Consider the following 23,543-nt stretch of genomic DNA (forward strand, 5'->3'; position numbering starts at 1 on the left):
TCACTCCTCCACGTAGTCAGGCGTTTCGTAGCTGATGCGGTAGATGGCGCCGTTGTACTCGTCGGCCACCAGCAGCGCGCCGTCAGGCATCTGCAGCACGTCTACCGGGCGGCCGGCGAAGTCGTTCTCGCGCGGGTCGAGCAGGCCGACTATGAACGGTGAGATGGCGGCGCGTTCGCCGTCGTCGGAGATATGCGCGACCTGAATGTCGTAGCCGACGCTCAGGGTGCGGTTCCAGGAGCCGCGGCGGGCGATGAACATGGCGTTCTGATACTCCTCGGGGAACATCTCGCCGGTGTAGAAGCGCATACCAAGCGGTGCACTGTGGGCGCCGAGCATTGCGGCGGGCATTACGATGTCGTTGCAGCTGCCTTGGTCGCCGCGCTCGGGGTCGGCGATGCCGTGGCCGTGACAGAACGGGAAGCCATAGTGGTCACCGCTCTCCACCAGGCGGTTGAGGGTGTCTTGTGGGCCGTGTTCGCCGAGCCAGTCCTGAGCGTTGTTGGTGAACCACAGCTCGTCGGTCTCGGGATGGAAGTCGAAGCCGACGCTGTTGCGCACACCGCGGGCCTCCACGCGCATGTCGGAGCCGTCGGGCTCGAAGCTGTGGATGGTGGCGTGGGTATCTTCGTCGACGTCGCAGCCGTTACAGGGCGCGCCCACCGGCACGTAGAGGCGGCCGTCGGGGCCGAAGGCGAGGAATTTCCAGCCGTGGTGTTCGTCGTCGGGTAGGCCGAAGGCGTCGGTCAGCTCCTCGGGTTCGGGTACGTCGCCGTTGGCGAGGTGCGATTCGATATCGTCGTAGCGGAAGATGCGGTTGATCGCGGCCACATAGAGGCTACCGTCCTTGAAGGCCACGCCGTTGGGCTGGGTGAGGCCTTCGGCGATGATCACATGCTCGCGGTCTTCGCCGTCGTCGTTGTCGAGCACCGCGTAGACGCGGCCGATGCCGCGGGTGCCGATGAACAGGGTGCCGTCGTCGCCGCGCGCCATCATCCGCGCTCCGGGCATGCCGTGGGCCCAGATCTCGGCGCTGAAGCCGTCGGGCAGGCGGATATGGTCGATGGGGATGTCTTCCACGGCGGTCACTGTCAGCGGCGTGGCATGAGGTGCGAGCGGCGAGTCGGCCATGTCGGAGGAGCGGCCCTGGGCCCAGGCGGGCTCATGGTCGTCGGCGATGGCCGAGGTGGCAAGGCCTAGGGCCAGGCCAGCGCCGAGGGTGAGCGCAATGGCGGAGGCTAGTGGGTGCTTGAGCATTGGCATGATTGGCGTGTCCTTTTTACTTCTGGTTATTGTCGAGTGGCCAACCTGCAGTGTAGCCAGATGCTGTCAGAAGCATCATAGGCAATGACTATCGTCCAGATAGCCACATGATCAGCGAGAGCACCACGCTGACCAGGATCATGGTGGTGATGGGGAAGAAGAACGAGAAGCCCTCGCGGCGCACGGCAATATCGCCGGGCAGCTGGCCGAAGGGCAGCTTTGAGAGCCACGGCCAGAGGATGCCGATGGCGACGATGATCAGGCCGATAAGGATCAGGGTGCGCGACATGCGGCCTCCTGTGCGTTGCTGTGGCGCTGACGTTTTGACCGCAAGCGGCCGGCAGGGAGTTCCCGCCGGCCGCTGCGGTTGGTGATGCACTATTCGTAGTGGCTCCAGAGCCTGAGAACTTTTACCACTCGCTCGTCTTCGAGCACTTGGTAGACCAGACGATGCTGAATATTGATGCGGCGAGAGTAGGCCCCAGCAAGATCGCCGATGAGCTATGTCACCAGTTCAACTCCTCGTCACAGTCGTCCACAGGGGTATCCATCCCCTCTCGAATAGACTCCCGCATACCGGGCACGGAAAGGAGGTAGCGTGTTTCCTGAATCGCCGACCAATCCTCTTCGGATACCAAGACCGCTCTGTTCCGCTTGCCCATGATGACGCACCTCCTGCGTGTTTAACTTTCCACCAAGTGTACGCCATAAGGTAAGCACGTTAAGACGAACGTTTCCGTGAATTGGCTAGCCTGGCGACAGACGTACGTTCACCCTGTGCAGGACGGTGCCTATCATGGGCATGGCGAAGAGTGCTTCCAGATAGCGGTGGCTGTCCCAGTCAAGTAGTGGCGTTGCTATTGAGCACAACGAGGAGACCGTACCGGCGGTGGCCGGTACGGTTGGGGGAGAGCTAGCGCTTACTCGTCTTCACTGATGGGCAGTGATGAGTGGTGCAGCACGATCCGCAGTTCGCCTTCGTCGTCCAGGTGGTAGCCCCAGGACTTGTCCACGGTGGTGGTGTTGCCGTCGGCGTCGAGAATCGAGACGTTGCCCATGGTCATGGCGACATCGCCGCTGATCAGGATGGCGGCATTGTCGATGCTGACTTCCTGCCAGCCATTCAGGGCGAAACCGCTGTCGTCGCTGTATTCGTCGCTATGGCCAACGAAGTACGCCAGCGCGCCTTCCGGGGTGGTGCGGAAGGTCTGCGGAGCGGCGGCCATGGTGGGCTTGAAGAGCACCTCGCCCATGTCGTAGCCGTAGGCGCTGTCGATCACCTCCCGGGCCAGTTCGCGGGCGGCGTCGATGCCTTCTGCCTCGTAGGCGTTGGAGATCGCGACCAGCGCGTCGCCCCAGGCCCGCTGTGCCTCCAGCACCTGCTCTTCGCTGATGTCTCCGCCCAGGTGCGTGACCGGCGCAGCACTTGCCAGGCCGGCGGTGCCCAGGCTGAGGCCGAGGGCGGTCGCGGTAACCAGTGACTTGATATTCATCGTTCAACTCCTTTTGGTAGACGGGTCAGGGTAGTGGAAAAGCCTGACCTGCGTTACGCCAACCGCACCTGCTGGCGCGGCTGACGAGCGGCATGTGGCCCCGAGACAGCGTGTCGGCCATCGAACGCCGGTAATCTGCCGTCGCGTTTGTCAGTGCTGCTGGCGCAGCAGGCCGAGCAGTGCCTGCAGCGGGTGCGCCAGGGCCTGGTCGGAGAGCCGCTTGGCCTGGCTGCGGCAGGAGTAGCCGGTGGCCAGCAGCTTGCCGGCGTTGGCCGGGTCCTCGACCTGAGCTTGCCACGAGAGCGCATAGATCGCCTTGGAGGTCTCGAGGTTGCGCGCTTCGTGGCCGTAGGTGCCGGACATGCCGCAGCAGCCGGTATTGACCAGCGAAAGCTCCAGGCCGAAGGCGGCAAACACCTGCTGCCACGCCTTGGGGCTGCCCGGGGCGTTGGTGGCCTCGGTGCAGTGGCTGAGCAGCCGGTAGCCGGGGTCGTCGAGCGTCACGCCACTGGGCGCCAGGCGGCGGGCGTTCGTGACCAGCCACTCCTGCAGCATCAGCACCTCGGGCACGGCCTCGGCGCCCAGCGCTTTGACATACTCCTGGCGGTAGGTGAGCGTCATCGCCGGGTCGATGCCGACCAGCGGCACACCGTGCTCGGCCAGGCTGCGCAGGCGCTTGGCCTGCTTGGCGGCGGTGCGCTCGAAGGCGCCGAGGAAGCCCTGCACGTTGAGCGGCTTGCCGTTGGGCGAGTAGGGCGCCACGAACACCTTGACGTCGAGCCGGCTGAGCAGCTCGACGATGTCCATCACCAGCTTGGCTTCGAAATAGCTGGTAAAGGCGTCCTGCACGATCACCACGCTTCTGGCCTTCTGCGCCTCGGTGAGCAGCCCCAGCGAGGTGGGGGTGGCCTCCGCCACGCCCCAGGCGGCCAGCTGCTTCTTGAGGCTGGCGCGGGACAGCCGCGGGCTGTCGACCATGCCGATGGGCCCGGCCAGCAGCCGGTCGACCAGGCGGGTCTCCAGCAGGCCGTTGTAGAGCGGTGCCACCCGGGCCAGGGTCGGCACCATGAACTCCAGCCCGCCGATCAGGTAGTCGCGCAGCGGGCGCAGGTAGCGCCCGTGGTAAACCTCGAGGAACTGCGAGCGTACCTGGGGGATATTGACCTTGACCGGGCACTGGCCGGCGCAGGACTTGCACGCCAGGCAGCCGGCCATGGCGTCGTAGACCTCGTGGGAGGCGTCCGCCTCGCGTTTGCGGCGCAGGCTGTTGAGGCTGCGCTTGGGCAGGTCCTTGATGAAGCCCCAGGCGCCCTCGGCCTTTTTCTTGCGCGCCTCCTCGACCAGGTCGATGCCGGCGGCGTCCTGCTGGCGCAGCCATTCGCGGATCAGGCTGGCGCGGCCCTTGGGCGAGTGCACCCGCTCGCGGGTCGCCTTCCACGACGGGCACATGGCGTCGTCGGGGTCGTAGTTGTAGCAGGCGCCGTTGCCGTTGCAGTACACCGCGGCGTCGTAGGCCTGCCACACCCGCTCGTCGATGGTGCGGTCGAGTTCGCCGCGGGTAGTGACGCCGTCGACGGTAAGCAGGCCGGGGTCGAGCAGGCGCACCGCTTCTTCCTGCGCGCCACTGGTGTTAGACGCCTTGCCCGCGGATTCGGGCGGGATAGAGGGAGTCGCGATCTTGCCCGGGTTCAGCTGGTTGTGCGGGTCGAAGGCCGCCTTGACCCGCTGCAGGCTGGGGTAGAGCTCGCCGAAGAACTTGGGCGCGTACTCCGAGCGCACGCCCTTGCCGTGCTCGCCCCACAGCAGGCCGTGGTACTTGTGGGCCAGCTCGGCCACCTCGTCGGAGAGCTCGCGGATCAGCGTCGCCTGCTCGGGGTCCTTCATGTCGATGGCCGGGCGCACGTGCAGCACCCCGGCGTCGACGTGGCCGAACATGCCGTAGTCGAGGCCGCGCCCGCTGAGCGCGGCGCGCAGCTCAGCGATGAAGTCGGCGAGGTGCTCCGGGGGCACCGCGGCGTCCTCGATGAAGGGGATCGGGCGCTTCTCGCCCTTGGCGTTGCCGAGCAGGCCCACGGCGCGCTTGCGCATGGCGTAGACGCGCTTGATCGCCTCGCGGCCAACGGCCTGGGTGTGGCCGAGCCGCTCGACGCTGGTGTCCTCCTGCAGGTGTTGGCAGAACGCCTCGACCCGCGCCGCCAGGCGCTCGGGGTCGTCGTCGTTGAACTCTACCAGGTTGATGCCGCGCACCGGGGTGTCGCCGGCAGGGAAGAACTCCGCCACGCTGTCCCACACGAAGTCGTCCATGGCCAGCAGCAGCACGCTGTCGTCGACGGTCTCGATGGAGGTGGGGCGCGCCTGGCCATCGTCGCCGTCGCCCATCAGCGCCTTGGCATCGCGCAGCGCGTGCATGTAGTCGGCGTAGCGTACGTTGACCAGGGTGGCGTGCTGGGGGATCGGCAGCACGTTGAGCACCGCCTCGTTGAGCAGGCCCAGCGAGCCCTCCGAGCCGCACAGCAGGCTGTTGATGTCGAGCCGTCCTTCCGCGTCCCTGAGATGCGCCAGGTCGTAGCCGGTCAGGCAGCGGTTGAGCGGCGGGAATTTGGCGTCGATCAGCTCGCGCTGGGTGTCGATGATCTCGCGGGCGGTGCGGTAGGCGCGGCCGGTGGCGTCGTCGCGGGCGCACAGCGCTTCCAGCTCGGCGTCGTCCACCGGGCGGCTGGTCAGGCGCTCGCCGCCGAGCAGCAGGGTGTCGAGCTCGAGCACGTGGTCGCGGGTCTTGCCGTAGGTGCAGCTGCCCTGGCCGCTGGCGTCGGTGGAGATCATGCCGCCGATGGTGGCGCGGTTGGAGGTCGAGAGCTCCGGGGCGAAGAACAGCCCGTGGGGCTTGAGGGCGGCGTTGAGCTGGTCCTTGACCACCCCGGCCTGGACCCGCACCCGGCGGTTCTCGACGTCGATGTCGAGAATCCGGTTCATGTGCTTGGAGACATCCACCACCAGGCCGTCGGTGAGCGACTGGCCGTTGGTGCCGGTGCCGCCGCCGCGCGGGGTGAGCACTACCCGGCGATGCTCGACCTGGCCGGCGAGGTGGGCGATGCGCTGCAGGTCATCGGCGCCCTTGGGGGTGAGCACCGCCTGGGGCAGGCGCTGGTAGATCGAGTTGTCGGTGGCCAGCACCGTGCGGTTGGCGAAGTCCGGGGCGATTTCGCCCTCGAAGCCGGCCGCCTTGAGCGCCTCGATAAAACGCAGGTAGTGATGGTCGAGGGCGGGCAGGGCAGCGGGAGCGTCAGTATCCAGTCGTGCGATCATTGGGGGTATCAAGCCATCGGTCGCGGGCGTCGGCTTGTGCAAGCCGCGCGGGCTGTTGGAGTCGTGACCCTACTTTACCCGAGGCGGACGCCGGTCGCACCCTGGACCCCGGCGTCGGCGTGGTGAAAGGGCGGGCTTTTCCCTACAATAAGCGGCTGATTTGCGTTTCCCCACCACCGAATTGCGACGGACAGGATTCCATGCTCGATCCGAAACTGCTGCGTGGTGACCTCGAACAGGTTGCCCAACGACTGGCCAAGCGTGGCTTTACTCTCGACACCGCGCGACTCGAGGCGCTGGAATCCCGGCGCCGCGAGATCCAGACCGAGACCGAAACCCTGCAAAACGAGCGCAACACGCGCTCCAAGGCGATCGGCAAGGCCAAGGGGGCCGGCGAAGACATCCAGCCACTGCTCGACGAGGTGAGCGATCTGGGCGACCGCCTGGACGCCGCCAAGGCGCGCCTGGCCGAGGTGCAGGCCGAGTGGGATGCGGTCGTGGTGGGGCTGCCCAACCTGCCCCACGAGAGCGTGCCCCAGGGCGAGAGCGAAGAGGAGAACGTCGAGCTGCATCGCTGGGGCACGCCGCAGACCTTCGACTTCACGGTGCTGGACCACGTCGACCTGGGCGCCAAGTGCGGCAACCTCGATTTCGACCTGGCGGCCAAGCTGACCGGCTCGCGCTTTGCGGTGATGCGTGGCGAGATCGCCCGCCTGCACCGCGCGCTGACTCAGTTCATGCTCGATACCCAGACCCTCGAGCACGGCTACGAAGAGTGCTACGTGCCCTATATGGTCAACGAGGCGTCGCTGACCGGCACCGGCCAGCTGCCCAAGTTCGGCGAGGACCTGTTCAAGCTCGACGATGAGCGCGGCTTCCACCTGATTCCCACCGCCGAGGTGCCGCTGACCAACTTCGCCCGCGACGAGATCCTCGACGCCAAGGCGCTGCCGCTGAAGCTTACCGCCCACACGCCGTGCTTCCGCAGCGAGGCGGGCTCCCACGGCCGCGATACCCGCGGCATGATCCGTCAGCACCAGTTCGACAAGGTGGAGATGGTGCAGCTGGTCGATCCGGCCACCAGCTACGACGCCCTGGAGGAGATGCGCGGCCACGCCGAGGCGATCCTGCAGAAGCTCGAGCTGCCCTACCGGGTGGTGACGCTGTGTACCGGCGACATGGGCTTTGGCGCGGCCAAGACCTACGACCTGGAAGTGTGGCTACCCAGCCAGGAGACCTACCGCGAGATCTCCTCGGTCTCCAACTGCGAGGACTTCCAGGCGCGGCGCATGCAGGCGCGTTTCCGCCACCCGGAGCAGAAGAAACCACAGCTGCTGCACACCTTGAACGGCTCCGGGCTGGCGGTGGGTCGCTGCCTGCTGGCGGTGATGGAGAACCACCAGCAGGCCGATGGCTCGATCACCATCCCCGCCGCGCTGCGGCCGTATATGGGCGGCGTCGAAACCATCAACATTTGATCGGACTTCGTCCTAAGACGCGCTAACCCCACCGATGGTGGGGTTAGCGTTTCTTCCTTCTTCCTTCTTCCTTCTTCCTTCTTCGCTCTTCCTTCTTCAGTCCTGAATTTCCCAGCTCACGCTGACCTCGGCATCGATACTGATGGTGCCGGGGCGGTACTCGGCGCTGGCGCCCTGGCTCTCCATCGCGTCGGCGCGCATCGCCATGCTGCGCGGCATGAATACCGGTGACTGCACCTCGCTGACGCTGGTCACACGGCCCAGTCCTACCTCGAGGGTGTCGGCCATCAGCTGCGCCTTGTGGCGGGCCTTCTCCAGCGCCTGAGTGAGGGCCTGGTCGGTGGCGGCGTCGCGGTCGTGAAGGTCGTACTGCACGCCGTCCAGGGCGTTCACACCGGCTTCGGTGAGCGCGTCGAGAATCACCGGCAGCTGTTCGAGATCGTCGATGGTCAGGGTGATTGGCCGCTCGAGTTGGGTACGCACCAGGGTCTCGCGCTCGCCGTCCTGCTGGCGCGGCGCACTGACGTGGTCGGGGCGCACGTTGAGCGAGCCTGCACTGATCGCATCGCGCTCCAGGCCGGCCGCTTCCAGGGTACGGATCAGCTCGCCTGTGCGCTCCTCGAGGCGTTCACGGGCCTCGCGCAGGGCATCCGGGTCGGTCTGCTGGTCGTCGCCGGCGGCCACCGCCGGGGTGCGTTCCCACAGCCGCGCGCTGAGGCTGGCCTTGTCGGGGGTCACCTCGACACTGGATTGTGCCTGCACGCTGAGCCGCGACTCCTGGGGGCGAGGCATATCGGCCATTGCCAGCGGAGCGCTGAGGCTGGCGGCGAGCAGCAGCGCCAGTGGCAGGGCGAACGGGCGACGCATGGAACGGGTAAGTGTCATCGATTGGCCTCCTTGCAGGCAGTGGACGTGTTTTTTGAGCTTGCCGCACGACCGCGGTTCCCAGGCGGTGTGCGTCTGCACCGTGTTTCCCTAATCTTGGCGGCAGCGGTGAGGCGGATTTGTCTCGGCCATCAACTGCAGCCATCATGAAGGGCAATCATCTTGCCAGGAAGGCCCATGGACCCCGAACATCAGCATAGCGATTCACGCACCATTCCGCTCAATCTGACCCTGGCGCTGGCGGCGCTGGTGGTGATCATCGGTGGGATGAAGGTGGGGGCGGACCTGCTGGTGCCGCTGCTGCTGTCGCTATTCATTGCGGTGGTGTGCACTGCGCCGGTGCAGTGGCTCAATCGCCACGGCTTGAGCCTGCGTCAGGCGGTGTGTGTCACTCTGCTGGTGATCGGTACCGTGCTGATCCTGTTGATGCTGCTGCTGGCCAATTCCTTCAGTACTTTCATTGCCGCGCTGCCGGACATCGAAGAGCAGGCCTACACCTACTACTATGGGCTGCTCAACTGGCTGGCTAGCCGCGGCATGTCGGTGCAGCCCGAGCAGTTTGCCGAGTGGTTCGACGACGTCAACGTCACCCAGTTGGTGCCGACCCTGCTTGGCCAGCTGGGGAATCTGCTGTTCCAGAGCGTGATCGTCGGGCTGCTGGTGGTATTCATGCTGTTCGAGACGCTCAACTTTCGCGACAAGGTGACCCAAGCGCTGCTCGACCCGGCGCCCAGCCTGCGCCGGCTCAGCGAGTTCAGCCTGACCCTCAAGCGCTACCTGGCAGTGAAGACCGTGATCAGCCTGATTACCGGGGTGCTGGTGTGGATCGCCTGCGTGCTGGTCGGGGTCGGCTTTCCGCTGCTGTGGGGCACCCTGGCCTTCGGCCTCAACTTCATTCCCAATATCGGCTCGGCCTTGGCGGCGATTCCACCGGTGCTGCTGTTGCTAGTGTCGCCGGACGCCGGCTGGGGCTCGGCGCTGGTGCTGGCGCTGTGCTACCTGGCGATCAATTTCGTGATGGGTAACCTGGTCGAGCCGCGGGTGATGGGGCGCGCGCTGGGGCTGTCGACCTTCGTGGCCTTCCTGTCACTGGTGGTGTGGGGGTGGATACTGGGTACGGTGGGCCTGCTGCTCTCGGTGCTGCTGACCATGACCCTCAAGATCGCCCTCGATAGCCACCCGGATACGCGCTGGATCGCACGGCTGCTGGGGCCGGGGGCGGAGAAGAATGCGACGGAAGACGAGATCCTGCCAGGAAGGGTACGCCTGAAACGACGGCGCCCCGATGATGAGGATCGGGGCGCCGATGCCGATTGATCGCGCTGCGATCAGGCGTTCTGCTCGATAAACTGCGCGAGCTGCGTCTTGGACTGAGCGCCGACCAGTGAGGCGACCTTGGCGCCCGACTTGAACAGCATCACGGTGGGCACGCCACGTACGCCGTGCTCGGCGGCGATTTCCGGGGCATCGTCGACATTGACGCTGACGACCTTGATGTTCTCCGCGCGCTCATCGGCGACTTCATCGACCACGGGCGCCATCATCTTGCAGGGGCCGCACCAGGGTGCCCAGAACTTGAGCAGGACCGGCTTGTCGGCCTTGAGCACTTCCTGCTCGAAGTTGGCAGTGGTGACATCGACGTTATTAGCCATGTAAATCTCCAGTTGCTTTGCGCTTAGTCGAGCGTGCTTTCGCAAGGTTAGCTGACCGATGTTAGCGGCAGCCCGCGTTGCTGGCAAATATCGCTTGGCCAATGTAGATGATAGCCAGGTGCTATCGTGATGCACCAGAGCGACGTCGCCTGGGGCCGGGTATGGCCGTTACGAGGCCGGTTCTTATATGCTATAAAGTAATTTATTCATGCGGGCTTATTGCCTTGTAGCATTAGTCACCGGCCTTGGCGGCCGCTCATCAGCAAGAGGTTTCGGGGATGAAACTGCAGCAGCTGCGCTATATCTGGGAAGTCACGCGCCACAACCTCAACGTGTCCGCCACCGCACAGAGCCTATACACCTCGCAGCCAGGCATCTCCAAGCAGATCCGCCTGCTCGAGGACGAGCTGGGGGTGGAGATCTTCGCCCGCAGCGGCAAGCACCTGACCCGGGTGACACCGGCCGGCGAGGCGATCATCGAACTGGCCGGCCAGGTGCTGCGCACCGCCGAGAACATCAAGCAGGTCGCCCAGGAGCACAGCGACGAGCGCCGCGGCAGCCTGTCGATCGCCACCACCCATACCCAGGCACGCTATGCCCTGCCGCCGGTAATCCACGATTTCACCCAGAAGTACCCCGATGTGGCGCTGCACATGCAGCAGGGCACGCCCAAGCAGATCGCCCAGATGGTCAGTGAAGGGCATGCCGACTTCGCCATCTGCACCGAGGCGCTGGAGCTGTTCAACGACCTGGTGCTGTTGCCCTGCTACCGCTGGAATCGCTGCGTGCTGGTGCCCCAGGGCCACCCGCTGGCCGACGTCGAGACCCTGACCCTGGAGGCGCTAGCCGAGTATCCGCTGGTGACCTATGTGTTCGGGTTCACCGGCCGCTCGCAGCTGGACGATGCCTTCAAGGCCCGCGGCCTGACGCCCAATGTGGTACTCACCGCCGCCGATGCCGACGTGATCAAGACCTATGTGCGGCTCAAGATGGGGGTGGGCATCGTCGCCCATATGGCGGTGGACCCCGAGGCCGACAGCGACCTGGTGGCGTTGGACGCCAGCCACCTCTTCGCCAGCTCCACCACCAAGATCGCCATCCGCCGCGGCACCTTCATGCGCGGCTACATGTACGACTTCGTGCAGGGCTTCGCCGCCCACCTCGACCGCGACAGCGTGGATGCCGCGCTGGCGGCCGGCCCGCGCCACGAGCAGGAGCTATTCGAGAAAGTCGAGCTGCCGACGCGCTAAACGCGCATCCGGCGACAGCAAAAGGCCCGGCCGGTAGTGTTCTACCGGCCGGGCCTTTCGTTTAACTGGACCATGGTGTCAGGGGAAGCACTGAACAAATTGCCGAGCGAGATGAAGCGCAAGGCGCACGGAGCACAGGAACCGGAGCCTATGGGGTATAGTTGAGGATTCCGAGCACCGCGCAACGCAGCGATTCGCTCGTACAGGCATTTGCGCAGTGTTTTCCTAGTGTTGGAGGTGCAGTCCGCACTCCCTTTTCTCTTCCACCTTGGTGGGGTCGAAGTAGTCGAAGTTGTTGGGCAGGTCGTGCTTCTGCAGGTACTGGTACATCTCCTTGGCGGTCCAGTGCAGTACCGGCGCAACCTTGATCAGGCCGTCGGCGTTGCGCGAGACCGGCTGCATGAGGGCGCGCTCGGCAGTGTCTTCGGCGCGTAGCGCGGTGAACCACACCTCGGGCGCCATTTCGCGCAGCGCACGCTGGAAGGGCTCGAGCTTGACCTCTTCGGTAAAGGCGGCGTGGCGCGGGTCGTCGATGCCGGGGAAGTCGCCTTCCAGGGCCTCACGGTGGGCGCGGGAGCGCTGCGGGTGGTAGGTGATCAGGTTGAGGTCCAGGCGCTTGACGACCTCGTCGACGAAGCGATAGGTGGCCTCGGTATTGTAGCCGCTGTCCATCCATACCACCGGGATGTCGGGTTGCACCTGGGTCACCATATGCAGGATGACCGCCTCGAAGGGGCGGAAGTTGGTGGTGCAGATGGCGCGCTTGCCGAGGCTCAGCGCCCAGCGGGTGAGGGCCTCGGGGTCGTTGCCGTGCTGCTGGTTGATGCTGTCGATATCCATTACCTGGCTCCTGAAGGCGGAGGACCGCCGCTCTGGTGAATGGCGCCAGATTACCAAAGCCGCCTAGCCCCGCCCCAATATCGTTTGGTTAGGTCGTTATATATCGAAAAGGCAGCTTGGACGGTGCCGCTTAGCGCCATTGGTACTAAGGAGCGGCGCTATCGGGATCCAGGGCGTGCAGCAGGTGGCGAATCTTGTCGAGGGTCTCGTGGTATTCGGCCTGCTCGTCGGAGTCGGCGACCAGGCCGCCGCCGCCCCACAGGTGCAGCCGGCCGGCATCGGCCACCGCGGTGCGGATGGCGATGGAGGTGTCCATGTGGCCGCGCTGGTCGATGTAGCCGAGGCTGCCGCAGTAGACGCTGCGCCGGCTCGGTTCGAGCTCATCGATGATCTGCATGGCGCGCACCTTGGGGGCGCCGGTGATCGAGCCACCGGGGAAGGAGGCCGCCAGCAGGTCGAGGGTCGAGCGCCGGTTGGCCAGCTCGCCGCGCACGCTGCTGACCAGGTGATGGACGTTGGCGTAGCTCTCCAGCCCGCACAGCTGTGGCACCTGCACGCTGCCCGGCCGGCACACCCGGCCCAGGTCGTTGCGCAGCAGGTCGACGATCATCACGTTCTCGGCGCGGTCCTTCTCGCTGGCCAGTAAGGCGTCGGCCAGGCGGCGGTCCTCCTCGGGGGTGGCGCCGCGGGGGCGGGTACCCTTGATCGGCCGCGCCTCGACCTGGCCGTGGTGGGCCTGCAGGAAGCGCTCCGGCGACAGCGACAACACCGCCTTGTCGTCCCAGGCCAGATAGCCGGCAAAGGGCGTAGGCGTCGCCCGGCGCAAGCGCAGGTAGGCCTGCCACAGGTCGCCGTGGTAGGGCGCACTGAAGCGCTGGGCAAGGTTGATCTGGTAGCAGTCACCGGCCTGTATATAGTCCTGCACGCGGCGAAAGCGCTCGCCGTAGCCGTCACGGTCGAGCTCGGCGGTGAAGGGGGCGGATATCTTGAACGGCGCGCCCTCGGGCGCCGGGGCGGCCAGCCACTGTTCCACCTCGGCGCGGCGCTCAGCGCTGGCCACCAGCCAGCTCTGCTGACGCTGGTGGTCCTGGATCAGCGCCCAGTCGTAGAGGCCGACGCGGCTCCAGGGCATGGCGGTCGTGCTGCGCGCGCCGCCGTTGAGCGGCTCCAGGCAGCGGCCGAAGTCGTAGCTCCAGTAGCCGATCAACCCGCCGAGAAACGGCAGGTCGCTGTCGGGCAGGTCGCGCTGCAGCTTGGCCAGCAGTGCCTTCTGCGCCTCGATGGGCGTGCCCGGCAGTAGCTGGCCCCGGGCGTCACGCGCCTGGCCGAGGCTATCGACCTCGAGGGTCTCGAGGGGCTGCGCGCTGAGAATGTCGTAGCGCCCACCGGGACCGTGGGGGCGTCCACTGTCCAGCAGCACCGCGCCCGGCTGTTGGCGCAGTACGGCAGAATAGCCCAGCGGGTCGGTCTGGTAGGGCAGGGCGGTGATCTCGAGTCGTGATGTCATGCGCGGCACTTTCCTCAACGAGCGCCTCATTCTAGGCGTCGTCCCGGCGTTTGTCTCATCTACCGCAAGCCTGATGAAGACGGCCTATCAACGGCTTATGCTGATATGGCATGATTGTTGACAATGTGCCGGCAGATGGGCAGCGTGATATCCGGGCTCTACGCCCAAAGGCGTAGGCGACGCAGCGCGGTCGATGCTTGATTCCTCGGCGGTGGCTGGGTAGAGTGCCATTAGAATCCAATTGTCGACAATTAATCATGAATCAAGCCACGTCAGATCTGAATACGCCCGAAGTCAGAACCCTCGCCGAGCGGGTCTTCAACCAGCTGCAGGAGGCCATTGTGCGTGGCGACCTGGCACCGGGCACCAAGATCACCGAGCCGGGACTGTCCAAGAGCTACGGCATCTCCCGCGGGCCGCTGCGCGAGGCGATGCGCCGTCTCGAGGTGCACCGCCTGATCGAGCGCGTGCCCCACGTCGGCGCCCGGGTAGTCAAGCTGTCCATGAAGGAGCTGCTCGAGCTGTTCGACGTGCGCGAGGCGCTGGAGAGCATGGCCGCACGGCTGGCCGCCGAGCACATGACCGCCGAGGAGATTGCCGGCCTGCGCGAGGTGCTGGCGCTGCATGAGCGACAAGCCGACCTCAAGCGCGGCGAGGCCTATTTCCAGCGCGAGGGCGACCTGGATTTTCACTACCGTATCGTCCAGGGCAGCCACAATCGCATGCTGATGACGATCCTGTGCGACGACCTCTACTACCTGGTACGCCTCTACCGCACCCAGTTCAGTGCCAGCGGTGCTCGCCCGCAGCGCGCCTTCGTCGAGCATCACCGTATCGTCGATGCCATCGAGAGCGGCGATGCCGAACTGGCCGAGCTGCTGATGCGTCGTCACGTCAGCGCCTCGCGGGCCAATGTCGCCGAGCGCTACGCCGAGGTGCTCGAGCAGGAAGCCGGCCAGCCGGCGTCGTAACCGTCCGTCATTACCCCTACCGTCCGAGGAGAGTTCCATGAGCCATGCCACTCCCGGCGCCCGCTTCCGCGCCGCGCTCAATGCCAATCAGCCGCTGCCCATCGTCGGCACCATCAACGCCTACACCGCGCTGATGGCCGAGCGGGTCGGGCACCAGGCGATCTACCTCTCCGGCGGCGGCGTGGCCAACGCCTCCTTCGGCCTGCCCGACCTCGGCATGACCACCATGAACGACGTGGTCGAGGACGCCCACCGCATTACCGGTGCCACTGACTTGCCGCTGCTGGTGGATATCGATACCGGCTGGGGGGGCGCCTTCAATATCGCGCGGACGGTCAAGGAGATGCAGCGTGCCGGCGTGGCCGCCGTGCACCTCGAGGACCAGGTGGCCCAGAAGCGCTGCGGGCATCGCCCCAACAAGGCGATTGTCAGCCAGGCGGAGATGGTCGACCGCATCAAGGCCGCGGCCGACGCGCGCATCGACCCGGAGTTTTTCCTGATCGCGCGCACCGACGCCTTCCAGATGGAGGGGCTGGACGCCGCCATCGCGCGTGCCAATGCCTGCATCGAGGCCGGCGCCGATGCGATCTTCGCCGAGGCGGTGCACAGCCTCGACGACTACCAGGCCTTCTGCGAGCGGGTCGATGCGCCGATCCTGGCCAATATCACCGAATTTGGCGCCACGCCGCTGTTCAGCCAGCAGGAACTCGCCGAGGTCGGCTGCCAGATGGTGCTGTATCCACTGTCGGCGTTCCGTGCCATGAACGCCGCGGCGCTCAAGGTCTATCAGAGCATCCACGCCAACGGCCACCAGCGCGACGTGGTCGAGCAGATGCAGACCCGCGACGAGCTCTACGACTTCCTCAACTATCACGACTTCGAGCGCAAGTTGGATGCGCTGTTCGTACAGGAAAACAACGTCTAGCTTGCGCCGTATAGCGCGTCAGAGCAGCGCATTCCCATAACAACACCCAGTATTCACCGGCCCGTGCGGCCTGGGAGAAGGAGACACGTCATGGCAGATAAACCGATGGCAGGCGCCGGCCTGCGTGGCCAGAGCGCCGGGAGCACGGCGCTATGCACCGTGGGCCAGAGTGGTTCGGGGCTGACCTACCGCGGCTACGACATCGCCGAGCTGGCCGACAAGGCGCGCTTCGAAGAGGTCGCCTACCTGCTGCTCAAGGGCAAGCTGCCCACCCAGGCCGAGCTCGACGCCTACATCACCAAGCTCAAGGGCCTGCGTGGCCTGCCGGCGCCGCTGCGTGCGGTGCTCGAACAGATCCCCGCCGACGCCCACCCAATGGACGTGATGCGCACCGGTGCCTCGATGCTCGGCAATCTCGAGACCGAAGAGCGCTTCGACCAGCAGCAGGACGTTTCCGACCGCCTGCTGGCGGCGTTGCCGTCGATCATCTGCTACTGGTACCGCTACTCCCACGATGGCGTACGCATCGACACCGAGACCGACGACGACTCGGTGGGCGGCCACTTCCTGCACCTGCTGCGCGACGAAGCTCCCAGCGAGCTGCACGCGCGGGTGATGAGCGTGTCGCTGATCCTCTACGCCGAGCACGAGTTCAACGCCTCGACCTTCACCGCGCGGGTGTGCGCCTCGACGCTCTCCGACATGCACTCCTGCGTGACCGGCGCCATCGGCTCGCTGCGCGGGCCGCTGCACGGCGGCGCCAACGAGGCGGCGATGGCGATGATCGAGCACTGGACCTCTGCCGATCAGGCCGAGCGCGAGATCCTCGGCATGCTCGAGCGCAAAGAGAAGATCATGGGCTTCGGCCACGCCATCTACCGCGAGTCCGACCCGCGCAACGCGATCATCAAGGCGTGGTCCAAGCGGTTGGCGGATGACGTCGGTGACAGCGTGCTCTATCCGGTCTCCGAGCGGGTCGAGGCGGTGATGTGGCGCGAGAAAAAGCTGTTCTGCAACGCTGACTTCTTCCACGCCAGCGCCTATCACTTCATGGATATCCCGACCAAGCTGTTCACGCCGATCTTCGTCTGCTCGCGGGTCACCGGCTGGTGTGCGCATGTCTTCGAGCAGCGCGAGAACAATCGCATCATCCGCCCCAGCGCCGACTATGTGGGCCCCGAGGCGCGCGCTTGGCTGCCCATCGAGCAGCGCCACTGAGCCCACTAACCACGGGGTGAACGCATGAATACCGACTATCGCAAACCGCTCCCCGGCACCGAGCTCGACTACTTCGATGCGCGTGCCGCGGTCGAGGAGATCGCCCCCGGCGCCTATGCCGGGTTGCCCTACACCTCACGGGTGCTGGCCGAGCAACTGGTACGACGCTGCGATCCGGCGCTGCTTAGCGATGCGCTGCGCCAGTTGATCGAGCGCAAGCGCGACCTCGACTTCCCCTGGTACCCGGCGCGGGTGGTGTGCCACGACATTCTCGGTCAGACCGCGCTGGTGGATCTGGCCGGCCTGCGCGATGCCATTGCCGAGCAGGGTGGCGACCCGGCCAAGGTCAACCCGGTGGTGCCGACCCAACTGATCGTCGACCACTCGCTGGCGGTGGAGCACGCCGGCTTCGAGCAGGACGCCTTCGACAAGAACCGCCAGGTGGAGGATCGCCGCAACGACGACCGCTTCCACTTCATCAACTGGACCAAGACCGCCTTCGAGAACGTCGACGTGATCCCGCCCGGTAACGGCATCATGCACCAGATCAACCTGGAAAAGATGTCGCCGGTGGTACAGGTCCAGCCCGATGCCAGCGGCAGGCGGGTCGCTTTTCCGGATACCTGCGTGGGCACCGACAGCCATACGCCGATGACCGACGCCCTGGGGGTGATCTCGGTGGGCGTCGGCGGCCTGGAGGCGGAGAGCGTGATGCTTGGCCGCGCCTCGATGATGCGCCTGCCGGACATCGTCGGCGTGGAGCTGACCGGCACGCTGCAGCCCGGCGTGACCGGCACCGACATGGTGCTGGCGATCACCGAGTTCCTGCGCCGCGAGCGGGTGGTAGGGGCCTACCTGGAGTTCTTCGGCGAGGGCGCCGAGGCACTGAGCATTGGCGACCGCGCCACCATCTCCAACATGACCCCGGAGTATGGCGCCACCGCGGCGATGTTCTACATCGACGAGCAGACCATCGACTATCTCACCCTCACCGGGCGTGACGACGAGCAGGTGGCACTGGTGGAGACCTACGCCAGGGACACCGGGCTGTGGGCCGACAGCCTCAGCGAGGTCGAGTACGAGCGCGTGCTGCGCTTCGACCTCTCCAGCGTGACGCGCACCCTGGCCGGGCCCTCCAACCCCCACGCCCACCTGCCTACCACGGAGCTGGTCAAGCGCGGCATCGCGGTGGGACTGGACGCGGCGCGGGCCGAGGAACAGGCCGGCAAGCTGCCGGATGGCGCGGTGATCATTGCCGCCATCACCAGCTGCACCAACACCTCCAACCCGCGCAACATGGTCGCCGCCGGGCTGATCGCGCGTAACGCCAACCGCCTCGGCCTGCTCCGCAAGCCGTGGGTGAAGTCGTCGCTGGCGCCGGGCTCGAAGACGGTCAAGATGTACCTCGAAGAAGCCGACCTGATGGGCGAGCTGGAGAACCTGGGCTTCGGCGTGGTGGGCTATGCCTGTACCACCTGCAACGGCATGTCCGGGGCGCTGGACCCGGCCATCCAGCAGGAGATCGTCGAGCGCGACCTCTACTCGGTGGCGGTGCTGTCGGGCAACCGCAACTTCGATGGCCGCATTCACCCCTATGCCAAGCAGGCCTTCCTGGCCTCGCCGCCGTTGGTGGTGGCCTACGCCATCGCTGGCACCATCCGCTTCGACATCGAGAAGGACGCCCTGGGCGTCGACGCCGACGGCAATCCGGTAACGCTCAAGGATATCTGGCCCGACGATGCGGAGATCGATGCCATCGTCAAGCGGGCGGTCAAGCCGGAGCAGTTCCGCCAGACCTATATCCCGATGTTCGACCTGGACAAGAGCGCGGCGGCCAGGACCGAGCCGCTCTACGCCTGGCGCCCGCAGAGCACCTACATCCGCCGGCCGCCCTACTGGGAGGGCAACATGGCCCAGGAGCGCGGGCTCAAGGGGATGCGCCCATTGGCGATCCTGCCCGACAACATCACCACCGACCATCTGTCGCCGTCGAACGCCATTCAGCTCGACAGCGCGGCGGGGGAGTACCTCGACAAGATGGGCGTGCCGGAGGAGGACTTCAACTCCTACGCCACCCACCGCGGCGACCACCTCACCGCCCAGCGCGCGACCCTGGCCAACCCCAAGCTGTTCAACGAGATGGTGCGCGATGACGCGGGCCAGGTGCGTCAGGGCTCCCTGGCGCGCCTCGAGCCCGAGGGCAAGGTGACCCGCATGTGGGAGGCCATCGAGACCTACATGGCGCGCAAGCAGCCGCTGATCATCATCGCCGGCGCCGACTACGGCCAGGGCTCGTCGCGGGATTGGGCGGCCAAGGGCGTGGCGCTGGCCGGGGTCGAGGCGATCGTCGCCGAGGGCTTCGAGCGCATCCACCGCACCAACCTGGTCGGCATGGGGGTGATGCCGCTGCAGTTCGAGCCGGGCACCACCCGTCATACCCTCGAGCTCGACGGCACCGAGGTGTACGACGTGGAGGGCGCGCCGGCGCCGCGGGCGACGCTGACCCTGGTGATCCAGCGCACCACTGGCGAGCCCCAGCGGGTGCCGGTGATCTGCCGCCTGGATACCGAGGAGGAGCTGACCATCTACTCCGCCGGCGGGGTACTGCAGCGCTTCGCCCAGGACTTCCTCGAATCCAGCGCGGGGGCCAGCGCATGAGCCCGTCGCCGCAGATCCGCATTCCCGCCGTGTATATGCGCGGCGGCACCAGCAAGGGGGTGTTCTTCCGCCTCGCCGACCTGCCGCCCGCCGCCCAGGTGCCCGGGCCGGCCCGCGATGCGCTGCTGCTGCGGGTGCTGGGCAGCCCCGACCCCTACCAGAAGCAGGTCGATGGCATGGGCGGGGCGACCTCGAGCACCAGCAAGGCGGTGATCCTGTCGCCCAGCGAGCGTCCCGACCACGATGTCGACTACCTGTTCGGCCAGGTCGCCATCGATACGCCGTTCGTCGACTGGAGCGGTAACTGCGGCAACCTCTCCGCCGCGGTGGGCCCGTTCGCGGTGGCCAACGGCCTGGTCGACCCGGCGCGGATTCCCCGCGACGGGGTGGTCGAGGTGCGTATCTGGCAGGCCAATATCGAGAAGACCATCGTCTCGCAGGTGCCAATGACCAACGGCCAGGTGCAGGAGACCGGCGACTTCGCACTCGACGGGGTGACCTTCCCGGCGGCGGAAGTGCCGGTGGCCTTCATGAATCCCGCCGACGGGGAAGGCGCGCTGTTCCCCACCGGTAACCTGGTCGATGAGCTGGAGGTGCCCATCGAGGTGGTGTCGAGCGGCCGCCTCAAGGCGACCCTGATCAACGCCGGGATTCCGACCATCTTCGTCGATGCCGCCGATCTCGGCTATAGCGGCAGCGAGCTTCAGGAGGCGATCAACGGCGACCCGGCGGCACTGTTGCGCTTCGAGACGCTGCGCGCCCGCGGCGCCGTGCGCATGGGGCTGATCGGCGACGTCAGCGAGGCGGCTGGTCGCCAGCATACGCCCAAGGTGGCTTTCGTGGCGCCGCCGGCGGGGTATACCGCCTCCAGCGGCAGGCAGGTGGCGGCCGAAGAGATCGACCTGCGGGTGCGTGCGCTCTCCATGGGCAAGCTGCACCACGCCATGATGGGCACCGCGGCGGTGGCCATCGCCGCGGCGGCGGCGATCCCCGGCACCCTGGTCAACCTCGCCGCCGGCGGCAGCGAGCGCGATTCGGTGTGCTTCGGCCACCCCTCGGGCACGCTGCGGGTCGGCGCCAAGGCGACGCGGGAGGGCGACGACTGGCGGATCGAGCAGGTCACCATGAGCCGCAGCGCCCGGGTATTGATGGAGGGCTGGGTGCGGGTACCAGGTTAAACCGTGCCTAGCGCGCGGAAGCGCTGTATTCCCTCACCCGGGGCGAAGTCCTCCAGCTCGAATAGCTGGCGAACTTCGATCTCGGCGTTGCCCCCCGGGCCGCCGGGGTTGGGGAAGCGCTGGGTCCACGCCAGCGCTTCTTCCCGTGACCCCACCTGAATCAGGGTATAGCCGGCGATCAGCTCCTTGGCCTCGCCGAAGGGGCCGTCGGTGAGCAGCGGCTCGCCGTCGCGGTACTCGATGCGACAACCCTTGGCGCTGGGCTGCAGGCCCGAGGCGTCGAGCAGGGCACCGGCGCTGGCCAGCTGCTCGTGGAACTCGGCCATGGCGGCGACCATGCTATCTTCCGGCATGACGCCGGCTTCGCTCTCCTGGCTGGCCTTGACGATAATCATGAAGCGCATGTGCTGTTCCTCGTGGTTGGTGGGTACCTCCCTGTGTCGATCGTAACCCTGCCCATTCGACAGCCTGCTGGGTTGGATCAGCTTGGTTCCAGCAGCTGCGCCCCGGCGCCCTGTTCGGCGAGGGTGTCGCTAGGGTTGCGCAGTGGGCAGTCGTCCATCGACAGGCAGCCACAGCCGATGCAGTGGTCGAGCTGGTCGCGCAGCTGGGTCAGGCAGCGAATGCGTTCATCGAGGGTTTTCCGCCAGTTGGCCGAGAGGCGCTGCCAGTCGGCAGCGCTAGGCGCGCGGTGGTCGGGTAGGGTGGCGAAGGCCTCGCGCACCTCGGCCAGCGAGATGCCGGTGCGCTGGGCGACCTTGATGATCGCCACCCGGCGCAGCACGTCGCGGGTGAAACGGCGCTGGTTGCCGGCATTGCGGCGGCTGGCGATCAACCCTTTGGCTTCGTAGAAGTGTATGGCGGATACTGCCACCCCGCTGCGGGCGGCGACTTCGCCGACGCTTAGCTCGCGCTGAATACGTGCCGACATGTGTTTTTCCTTGACCTCTAGCTTACTTGAGGTTTTACCCTGCAAGGCGCCTTTAGACAACCGGTGATGTCATGTTCCGTTTCTTCGAAACCCTGGTGAATCCCTATCCGCCTGGTACCCCCGAGACGCCACCCCGCGGGTTGGGCGCCTTTATCCTGCACTTCTCGCGGCCGGTGCTGCCGCTGCTGATCGTGATGTCGCTGCTCACCGCGCTGGTTTCGGCGGTCGAGGTGCTGTTCTTCAGTTATATGGGTGAGCTGGTCGACTGGCTGGCGGCCGCCGAGCGCGAGGGGTTCTTCGCCGAATACGGTTGGCGCCTGGCGGGGATGGCGGCGCTGGTGGTGATTGGCCTGCCGCTGCTGACACTGCTGCAGTCGTTGATTACCCATCAGAGCATCTTCGGTAACTACCCGATGATCGGCCGCTGGCTGGCGCACCGCCATATGCTCGGCCAGAGCATGGCCTTCTACCAGGATGAGTTCGCCGGGCGGGTCTCGCAGAAGGTGATGCAGACGGCGCTGGCGATTCGCGAGACGGTGATGAAGCTGATGGACCTGCTGGTCTATGTGATCGTCTATTTCGCCGGTGCCATGCTGCTGATGGGCAGCGCCGAGCCGTGGCTGATGCTGCCGCTGGTGGCCTGGCTGGTCGGCTATATCGCGATCATGAAGGTCTTCGTACCGCGCCTGCGCCAGGTCTCCATGGAGCAGGCCGACGCCCGTGCGCGGATGACCGGTCGCATCGTCGACAGCTACAGCAATATCCAGACCATCAAACTGTTCGCCGATACCCAGCGCGAGCAGCACTACGCCCGCGACGCCATGGAGGGCTTCATGGCGACGGTGCACCGCCAGATGCGCCTGGCGACCAAGCTGACGGTGAGCCTGACGCTGCTCAACTCGCTGCTGCTGGCGGGGGTGGCGGCGATCGCCATTGGTGCCTGGTACCTGGAGGCGGTGTCACTGGGGGTGATCGCGGTGGCGATTGCGCTGGTGATGCGTATCCGCTTCATGTCCAACTGGATTCTGTGGGAGGTGGCGGGGCTGTTCGAGAATATCGGCACGGTGCAGGACGGCATCAACACCATCGCCCGCGAGCCCGAGGTCAAGGATCCGCCGGATGCCAAGGCGCTCGAGGTGTCGCGGGGCGAGATTCGCTTCGACGCCCTGCGCTTCGGCTATGCGCGGCCAGACGGTGAAGCCCAGCGAGTGTTCGACGGCATGAGCCTGACCATTGCGCCGGGTGAGAAGGTCGGGGTGATCGGCCGCTCCGGGGCCGGCAAGTCGACCCTGGCCAACCTGCTGCTGCGCTTCTACGACCTGGAAGGCGGACGCATCCTGATCGACGATCAGGACATTGCCGGCGTCAGCCAGGCATCGCTGCGTCAGCAGATCGGCATGGTGACTCAGGACACCTCGCTGCTGCATCGCTCGCTGCGCGACAACATCCGCTACGGCAGCCCGCATGCCAGCGAGGCGCAGGTGCTGGAGGCGGTGCGGCGCGCCCATGCCGACAGCTTTATCGACGATCTGGTCGACGTGCAGGGGCGGCGTGGGCTGGATGCCCACGTCGGCGAACGCGGGGTCAAGCTCTCCGGCGGGCAGCGCCAGCGCATCGCCATCGCTCGGGTGCTGCTCAAGAACGCGCCAATCCTGGTGCTCGACGAGGCGACCTCGGCGCTGGACTCCGAGGTCGAAGCGGCCATCCAGGAGCAGCTTTATGCCCTGATGGAGGGCAAGACGGTGATCGCCATCGCCCATCGGCTCTCCACCATCGCCATGCTCGACCGGCTGGTGGTGATCGACGAGGGGCGTATCGTCGAGACCGGCACCCACCAGGAGCTGCTCGACATGAACGGGCTCTATGCTGCTCTGTGGCGACGCCAGTCGGGCGGATTTCTGGGGGTGGATATCAACGGCGAGCCTGTCGTGACTCCGGCCGACGCGCCATCCGCGTGATCTCGACCCGGCAACGGCCAACTCGCTATC

The 23,543-nt window shown here is 66.2% G+C and carries 20 protein-coding genes and 1 pseudogene; 9 read left to right on the forward strand and 12 right to left on the reverse strand.

The window, feature by feature from the left end; genetic code table 11:
* The 6 genes and pseudogenes from BLT16_RS09885 to ydiJ form a co-directional block, all read right to left on the reverse strand.
* A complete protein-coding gene (locus BLT16_RS09885; protein ID WP_089658369.1) occupies nucleotides 1-1,263 on the reverse strand; it encodes a PQQ-dependent sugar dehydrogenase in 1,263 nt (420 codons plus the stop codon).
* A gap of 88 nt (nucleotides 1,264-1,351) precedes the next feature.
* Nucleotides 1,352-1,552 carry a DUF2905 domain-containing protein gene (locus tag BLT16_RS09890; RefSeq protein ID WP_076748635.1) on the reverse strand — a complete coding sequence of 67 codons (201 nt, stop codon included), beginning with the start codon at nucleotides 1,550-1,552 and terminating at the stop codon, nucleotides 1,352-1,354.
* Between the two features lie 89 nt (nucleotides 1,553-1,641).
* Nucleotides 1,642-1,764: pseudogene (locus BLT16_RS09895) on the reverse strand (Txe/YoeB family addiction module toxin); the annotation flags it as partial.
* 5 nt (nucleotides 1,765-1,769) lie between these two features.
* Entirely contained in the window at nucleotides 1,770-1,925 is a 156-nt protein-coding gene (locus BLT16_RS09900; RefSeq protein ID WP_479691041.1) for a type II toxin-antitoxin system Phd/YefM family antitoxin, read from the reverse strand.
* Between the two features lie 258 nt (nucleotides 1,926-2,183).
* Nucleotides 2,184-2,756, reverse strand: a complete 573-nt coding sequence (locus BLT16_RS09905; protein ID WP_089658370.1) for a phosphoribosyl-AMP cyclohydrolase — start codon at nucleotides 2,754-2,756, stop codon at nucleotides 2,184-2,186.
* A 150-nt stretch (nucleotides 2,757-2,906) separates the two neighbouring features.
* Nucleotides 2,907-6,062 carry a D-2-hydroxyglutarate dehydrogenase YdiJ gene (ydiJ, locus tag BLT16_RS09910; protein WP_089658371.1) on the reverse strand — a complete coding sequence of 1,052 codons (3,156 nt, stop codon included), beginning with the start codon at nucleotides 6,060-6,062 and terminating at the stop codon, nucleotides 2,907-2,909.
* 200 nt (nucleotides 6,063-6,262) lie between these two features.
* Here ydiJ and serS point away from each other — a divergent pair, with 200 nt between their 5' ends.
* Complete coding sequence (gene serS / locus BLT16_RS09915; protein ID WP_089658372.1) at nucleotides 6,263-7,540, forward strand: serine--tRNA ligase; 1,278 nt, start codon at nucleotides 6,263-6,265, stop codon at nucleotides 7,538-7,540.
* A 96-nt stretch (nucleotides 7,541-7,636) separates the two neighbouring features.
* Here serS and BLT16_RS09920 read toward each other — a convergent pair whose 3' ends face one another.
* Complete coding sequence (locus BLT16_RS09920; RefSeq protein WP_245701593.1) at nucleotides 7,637-8,425, reverse strand: SIMPL domain-containing protein; 789 nt, start codon at nucleotides 8,423-8,425, stop codon at nucleotides 7,637-7,639.
* A 177-nt stretch (nucleotides 8,426-8,602) separates the two neighbouring features.
* On the opposite strand from BLT16_RS09920, the gene BLT16_RS09925 reads away from it, so the two are divergent.
* Nucleotides 8,603-9,742 (forward strand): AI-2E family transporter, encoded by a 1,140-nt coding sequence (locus BLT16_RS09925; RefSeq protein ID WP_089658374.1) that lies wholly within the window; start codon nucleotides 8,603-8,605, stop codon nucleotides 9,740-9,742.
* Between the two features lie 11 nt (nucleotides 9,743-9,753).
* On the opposite strand, the gene trxA is transcribed toward BLT16_RS09925, so the two are convergent.
* Nucleotides 9,754-10,077 (reverse strand): thioredoxin, encoded by a 324-nt coding sequence (gene trxA, locus BLT16_RS09930; protein ID WP_076748625.1) that lies wholly within the window; start codon nucleotides 10,075-10,077, stop codon nucleotides 9,754-9,756.
* Nucleotides 10,078-10,355: 278 nt separating this feature from the next.
* Here trxA and cysB point away from each other — a divergent pair, with 278 nt between their 5' ends.
* Nucleotides 10,356-11,327 (forward strand): HTH-type transcriptional regulator CysB, encoded by a 972-nt coding sequence (gene cysB, locus BLT16_RS09935; RefSeq protein ID WP_089658375.1) that lies wholly within the window; start codon nucleotides 10,356-10,358, stop codon nucleotides 11,325-11,327.
* Nucleotides 11,328-11,552: 225 nt separating this feature from the next.
* Here the strand turns inward: cysB and BLT16_RS09940 are convergent, their stop codons facing one another.
* Together BLT16_RS09940 and pabB are read right to left on the reverse strand one after the other, a co-directional pair.
* On the reverse strand, nucleotides 11,553-12,167 hold the full coding sequence (locus tag BLT16_RS09940) for a phosphoadenosine phosphosulfate reductase domain-containing protein (protein ID WP_089658376.1): 615 nt from the start codon (nucleotides 12,165-12,167) through the stop codon (nucleotides 11,553-11,555).
* Nucleotides 12,168-12,312: 145 nt separating this feature from the next.
* A complete protein-coding gene (gene pabB / locus BLT16_RS09945) occupies nucleotides 12,313-13,674 on the reverse strand; it encodes an aminodeoxychorismate synthase component I (RefSeq protein ID WP_089658377.1) in 1,362 nt (453 codons plus the stop codon).
* A gap of 257 nt (nucleotides 13,675-13,931) precedes the next feature.
* Here pabB and BLT16_RS09950 point away from each other — a divergent pair, with 257 nt between their 5' ends.
* The 5 genes from BLT16_RS09950 (at nucleotide 13,932) to prpF (ending at nucleotide 20,624) form a co-directional block, all read left to right on the forward strand.
* Nucleotides 13,932-14,645 (forward strand): GntR family transcriptional regulator, encoded by a 714-nt coding sequence (locus BLT16_RS09950; RefSeq protein ID WP_089658378.1) that lies wholly within the window; start codon nucleotides 13,932-13,934, stop codon nucleotides 14,643-14,645.
* 37 nt (nucleotides 14,646-14,682) lie between these two features.
* Complete coding sequence (gene prpB, locus BLT16_RS09955) at nucleotides 14,683-15,570, forward strand: methylisocitrate lyase (RefSeq protein ID WP_089658379.1); 888 nt, start codon at nucleotides 14,683-14,685, stop codon at nucleotides 15,568-15,570.
* Between the two features lie 90 nt (nucleotides 15,571-15,660).
* Nucleotides 15,661-16,788 (forward strand): bifunctional 2-methylcitrate synthase/citrate synthase, encoded by a 1,128-nt coding sequence (gene prpC, locus BLT16_RS09960; protein WP_089658380.1) that lies wholly within the window; start codon nucleotides 15,661-15,663, stop codon nucleotides 16,786-16,788.
* Nucleotides 16,789-16,812: 24 nt separating this feature from the next.
* Nucleotides 16,813-19,446, forward strand: coding sequence for a Fe/S-dependent 2-methylisocitrate dehydratase AcnD (gene acnD, locus BLT16_RS09965; protein WP_089658381.1), 2,634 nt, complete (start codon nucleotides 16,813-16,815; stop codon nucleotides 19,444-19,446).
* Nucleotides 19,443-20,624, forward strand: coding sequence for a 2-methylaconitate cis-trans isomerase PrpF (gene prpF, locus BLT16_RS09970; RefSeq protein WP_089658382.1), 1,182 nt, complete (start codon nucleotides 19,443-19,445; stop codon nucleotides 20,622-20,624). Before acnD ends, prpF begins: the two co-directional genes overlap by 4 nt.
* On the opposite strand, the gene BLT16_RS09975 is transcribed toward prpF, so the two are convergent.
* Together BLT16_RS09975 and soxR are read right to left on the reverse strand one after the other, a co-directional pair.
* Nucleotides 20,621-21,028 (reverse strand): YciI family protein, encoded by a 408-nt coding sequence (locus tag BLT16_RS09975; RefSeq protein WP_089658383.1) that lies wholly within the window; start codon nucleotides 21,026-21,028, stop codon nucleotides 20,621-20,623. The two genes, prpF and BLT16_RS09975, sit on opposite strands and share 4 nt — an antisense overlap.
* Before the next feature lie 77 nt (nucleotides 21,029-21,105).
* Entirely contained in the window at nucleotides 21,106-21,555 is a 450-nt protein-coding gene (soxR, locus tag BLT16_RS09980; protein ID WP_089658384.1) for a redox-sensitive transcriptional activator SoxR, read from the reverse strand.
* A 71-nt stretch (nucleotides 21,556-21,626) separates the two neighbouring features.
* On the opposite strand from soxR, the gene BLT16_RS09985 reads away from it, so the two are divergent.
* Entirely contained in the window at nucleotides 21,627-23,513 is a 1,887-nt protein-coding gene (locus BLT16_RS09985; protein ID WP_089658385.1) for an ABC transporter ATP-binding protein, read from the forward strand.
* The last annotated feature ends 30 nt before the right edge of the window (nucleotides 23,514-23,543 follow it).

Origin of the sequence: Franzmannia pantelleriensis (genome assembly GCF_900102875.1) — a bacterium.
GTDB classification, from domain to species: Bacteria; Pseudomonadota; Gammaproteobacteria; order Pseudomonadales; family Halomonadaceae; genus Franzmannia; species Franzmannia pantelleriensis.

What these genes read in the sequence shown, in the direction of transcription:
- BLT16_RS09885 (WP_089658369.1), bottom strand. Translation starts at nt 1,263, where the DNA reads ATGCCAATGCTCAAGCACCCACTAGCCTCCGCCATTGCGCTCACCCTC.
- BLT16_RS09890 (WP_076748635.1), bottom strand. Translation starts at nt 1,552, where the DNA reads ATGTCGCGCACCCTGATCCTTATCGGCCTGATCATCGTCGCCATCGGC.
- BLT16_RS09900 (WP_479691041.1), bottom strand. Translation starts at nt 1,925, where the DNA reads ATGGGCAAGCGGAACAGAGCGGTCTTGGTATCCGAAGAGGATTGGTCG.
- BLT16_RS09905 (WP_089658370.1), bottom strand. Translation starts at nt 2,756, where the DNA reads ATGAATATCAAGTCACTGGTTACCGCGACCGCCCTCGGCCTCAGCCTG.
- ydiJ (WP_089658371.1), bottom strand. Translation starts at nt 6,062, where the DNA reads ATGATCGCACGACTGGATACTGACGCTCCCGCTGCCCTGCCCGCCCTC.
- serS (WP_089658372.1), top strand. Translation starts at nt 6,263, where the DNA reads ATGCTCGATCCGAAACTGCTGCGTGGTGACCTCGAACAGGTTGCCCAA.
- BLT16_RS09920 (WP_245701593.1), bottom strand. Translation starts at nt 8,425, where the DNA reads ATGACACTTACCCGTTCCATGCGTCGCCCGTTCGCCCTGCCACTGGCG.
- BLT16_RS09925 (WP_089658374.1), top strand. Translation starts at nt 8,603, where the DNA reads ATGGACCCCGAACATCAGCATAGCGATTCACGCACCATTCCGCTCAAT.
- trxA (WP_076748625.1), bottom strand. Translation starts at nt 10,077, where the DNA reads ATGGCTAATAACGTCGATGTCACCACTGCCAACTTCGAGCAGGAAGTG.
- cysB (WP_089658375.1), top strand. Translation starts at nt 10,356, where the DNA reads ATGAAACTGCAGCAGCTGCGCTATATCTGGGAAGTCACGCGCCACAAC.
- BLT16_RS09940 (WP_089658376.1), bottom strand. Translation starts at nt 12,167, where the DNA reads ATGGATATCGACAGCATCAACCAGCAGCACGGCAACGACCCCGAGGCC.
- pabB (WP_089658377.1), bottom strand. Translation starts at nt 13,674, where the DNA reads ATGACATCACGACTCGAGATCACCGCCCTGCCCTACCAGACCGACCCG.
- BLT16_RS09950 (WP_089658378.1), top strand. Translation starts at nt 13,932, where the DNA reads ATGAATCAAGCCACGTCAGATCTGAATACGCCCGAAGTCAGAACCCTC.
- prpB (WP_089658379.1), top strand. Translation starts at nt 14,683, where the DNA reads ATGAGCCATGCCACTCCCGGCGCCCGCTTCCGCGCCGCGCTCAATGCC.
- prpC (WP_089658380.1), top strand. Translation starts at nt 15,661, where the DNA reads ATGGCAGATAAACCGATGGCAGGCGCCGGCCTGCGTGGCCAGAGCGCC.
- acnD (WP_089658381.1), top strand. Translation starts at nt 16,813, where the DNA reads ATGAATACCGACTATCGCAAACCGCTCCCCGGCACCGAGCTCGACTAC.
- prpF (WP_089658382.1), top strand. Translation starts at nt 19,443, where the DNA reads ATGAGCCCGTCGCCGCAGATCCGCATTCCCGCCGTGTATATGCGCGGC.
- BLT16_RS09975 (WP_089658383.1), bottom strand. Translation starts at nt 21,028, where the DNA reads ATGCGCTTCATGATTATCGTCAAGGCCAGCCAGGAGAGCGAAGCCGGC.
- soxR (WP_089658384.1), bottom strand. Translation starts at nt 21,555, where the DNA reads ATGTCGGCACGTATTCAGCGCGAGCTAAGCGTCGGCGAAGTCGCCGCC.
- BLT16_RS09985 (WP_089658385.1), top strand. Translation starts at nt 21,627, where the DNA reads ATGTTCCGTTTCTTCGAAACCCTGGTGAATCCCTATCCGCCTGGTACC.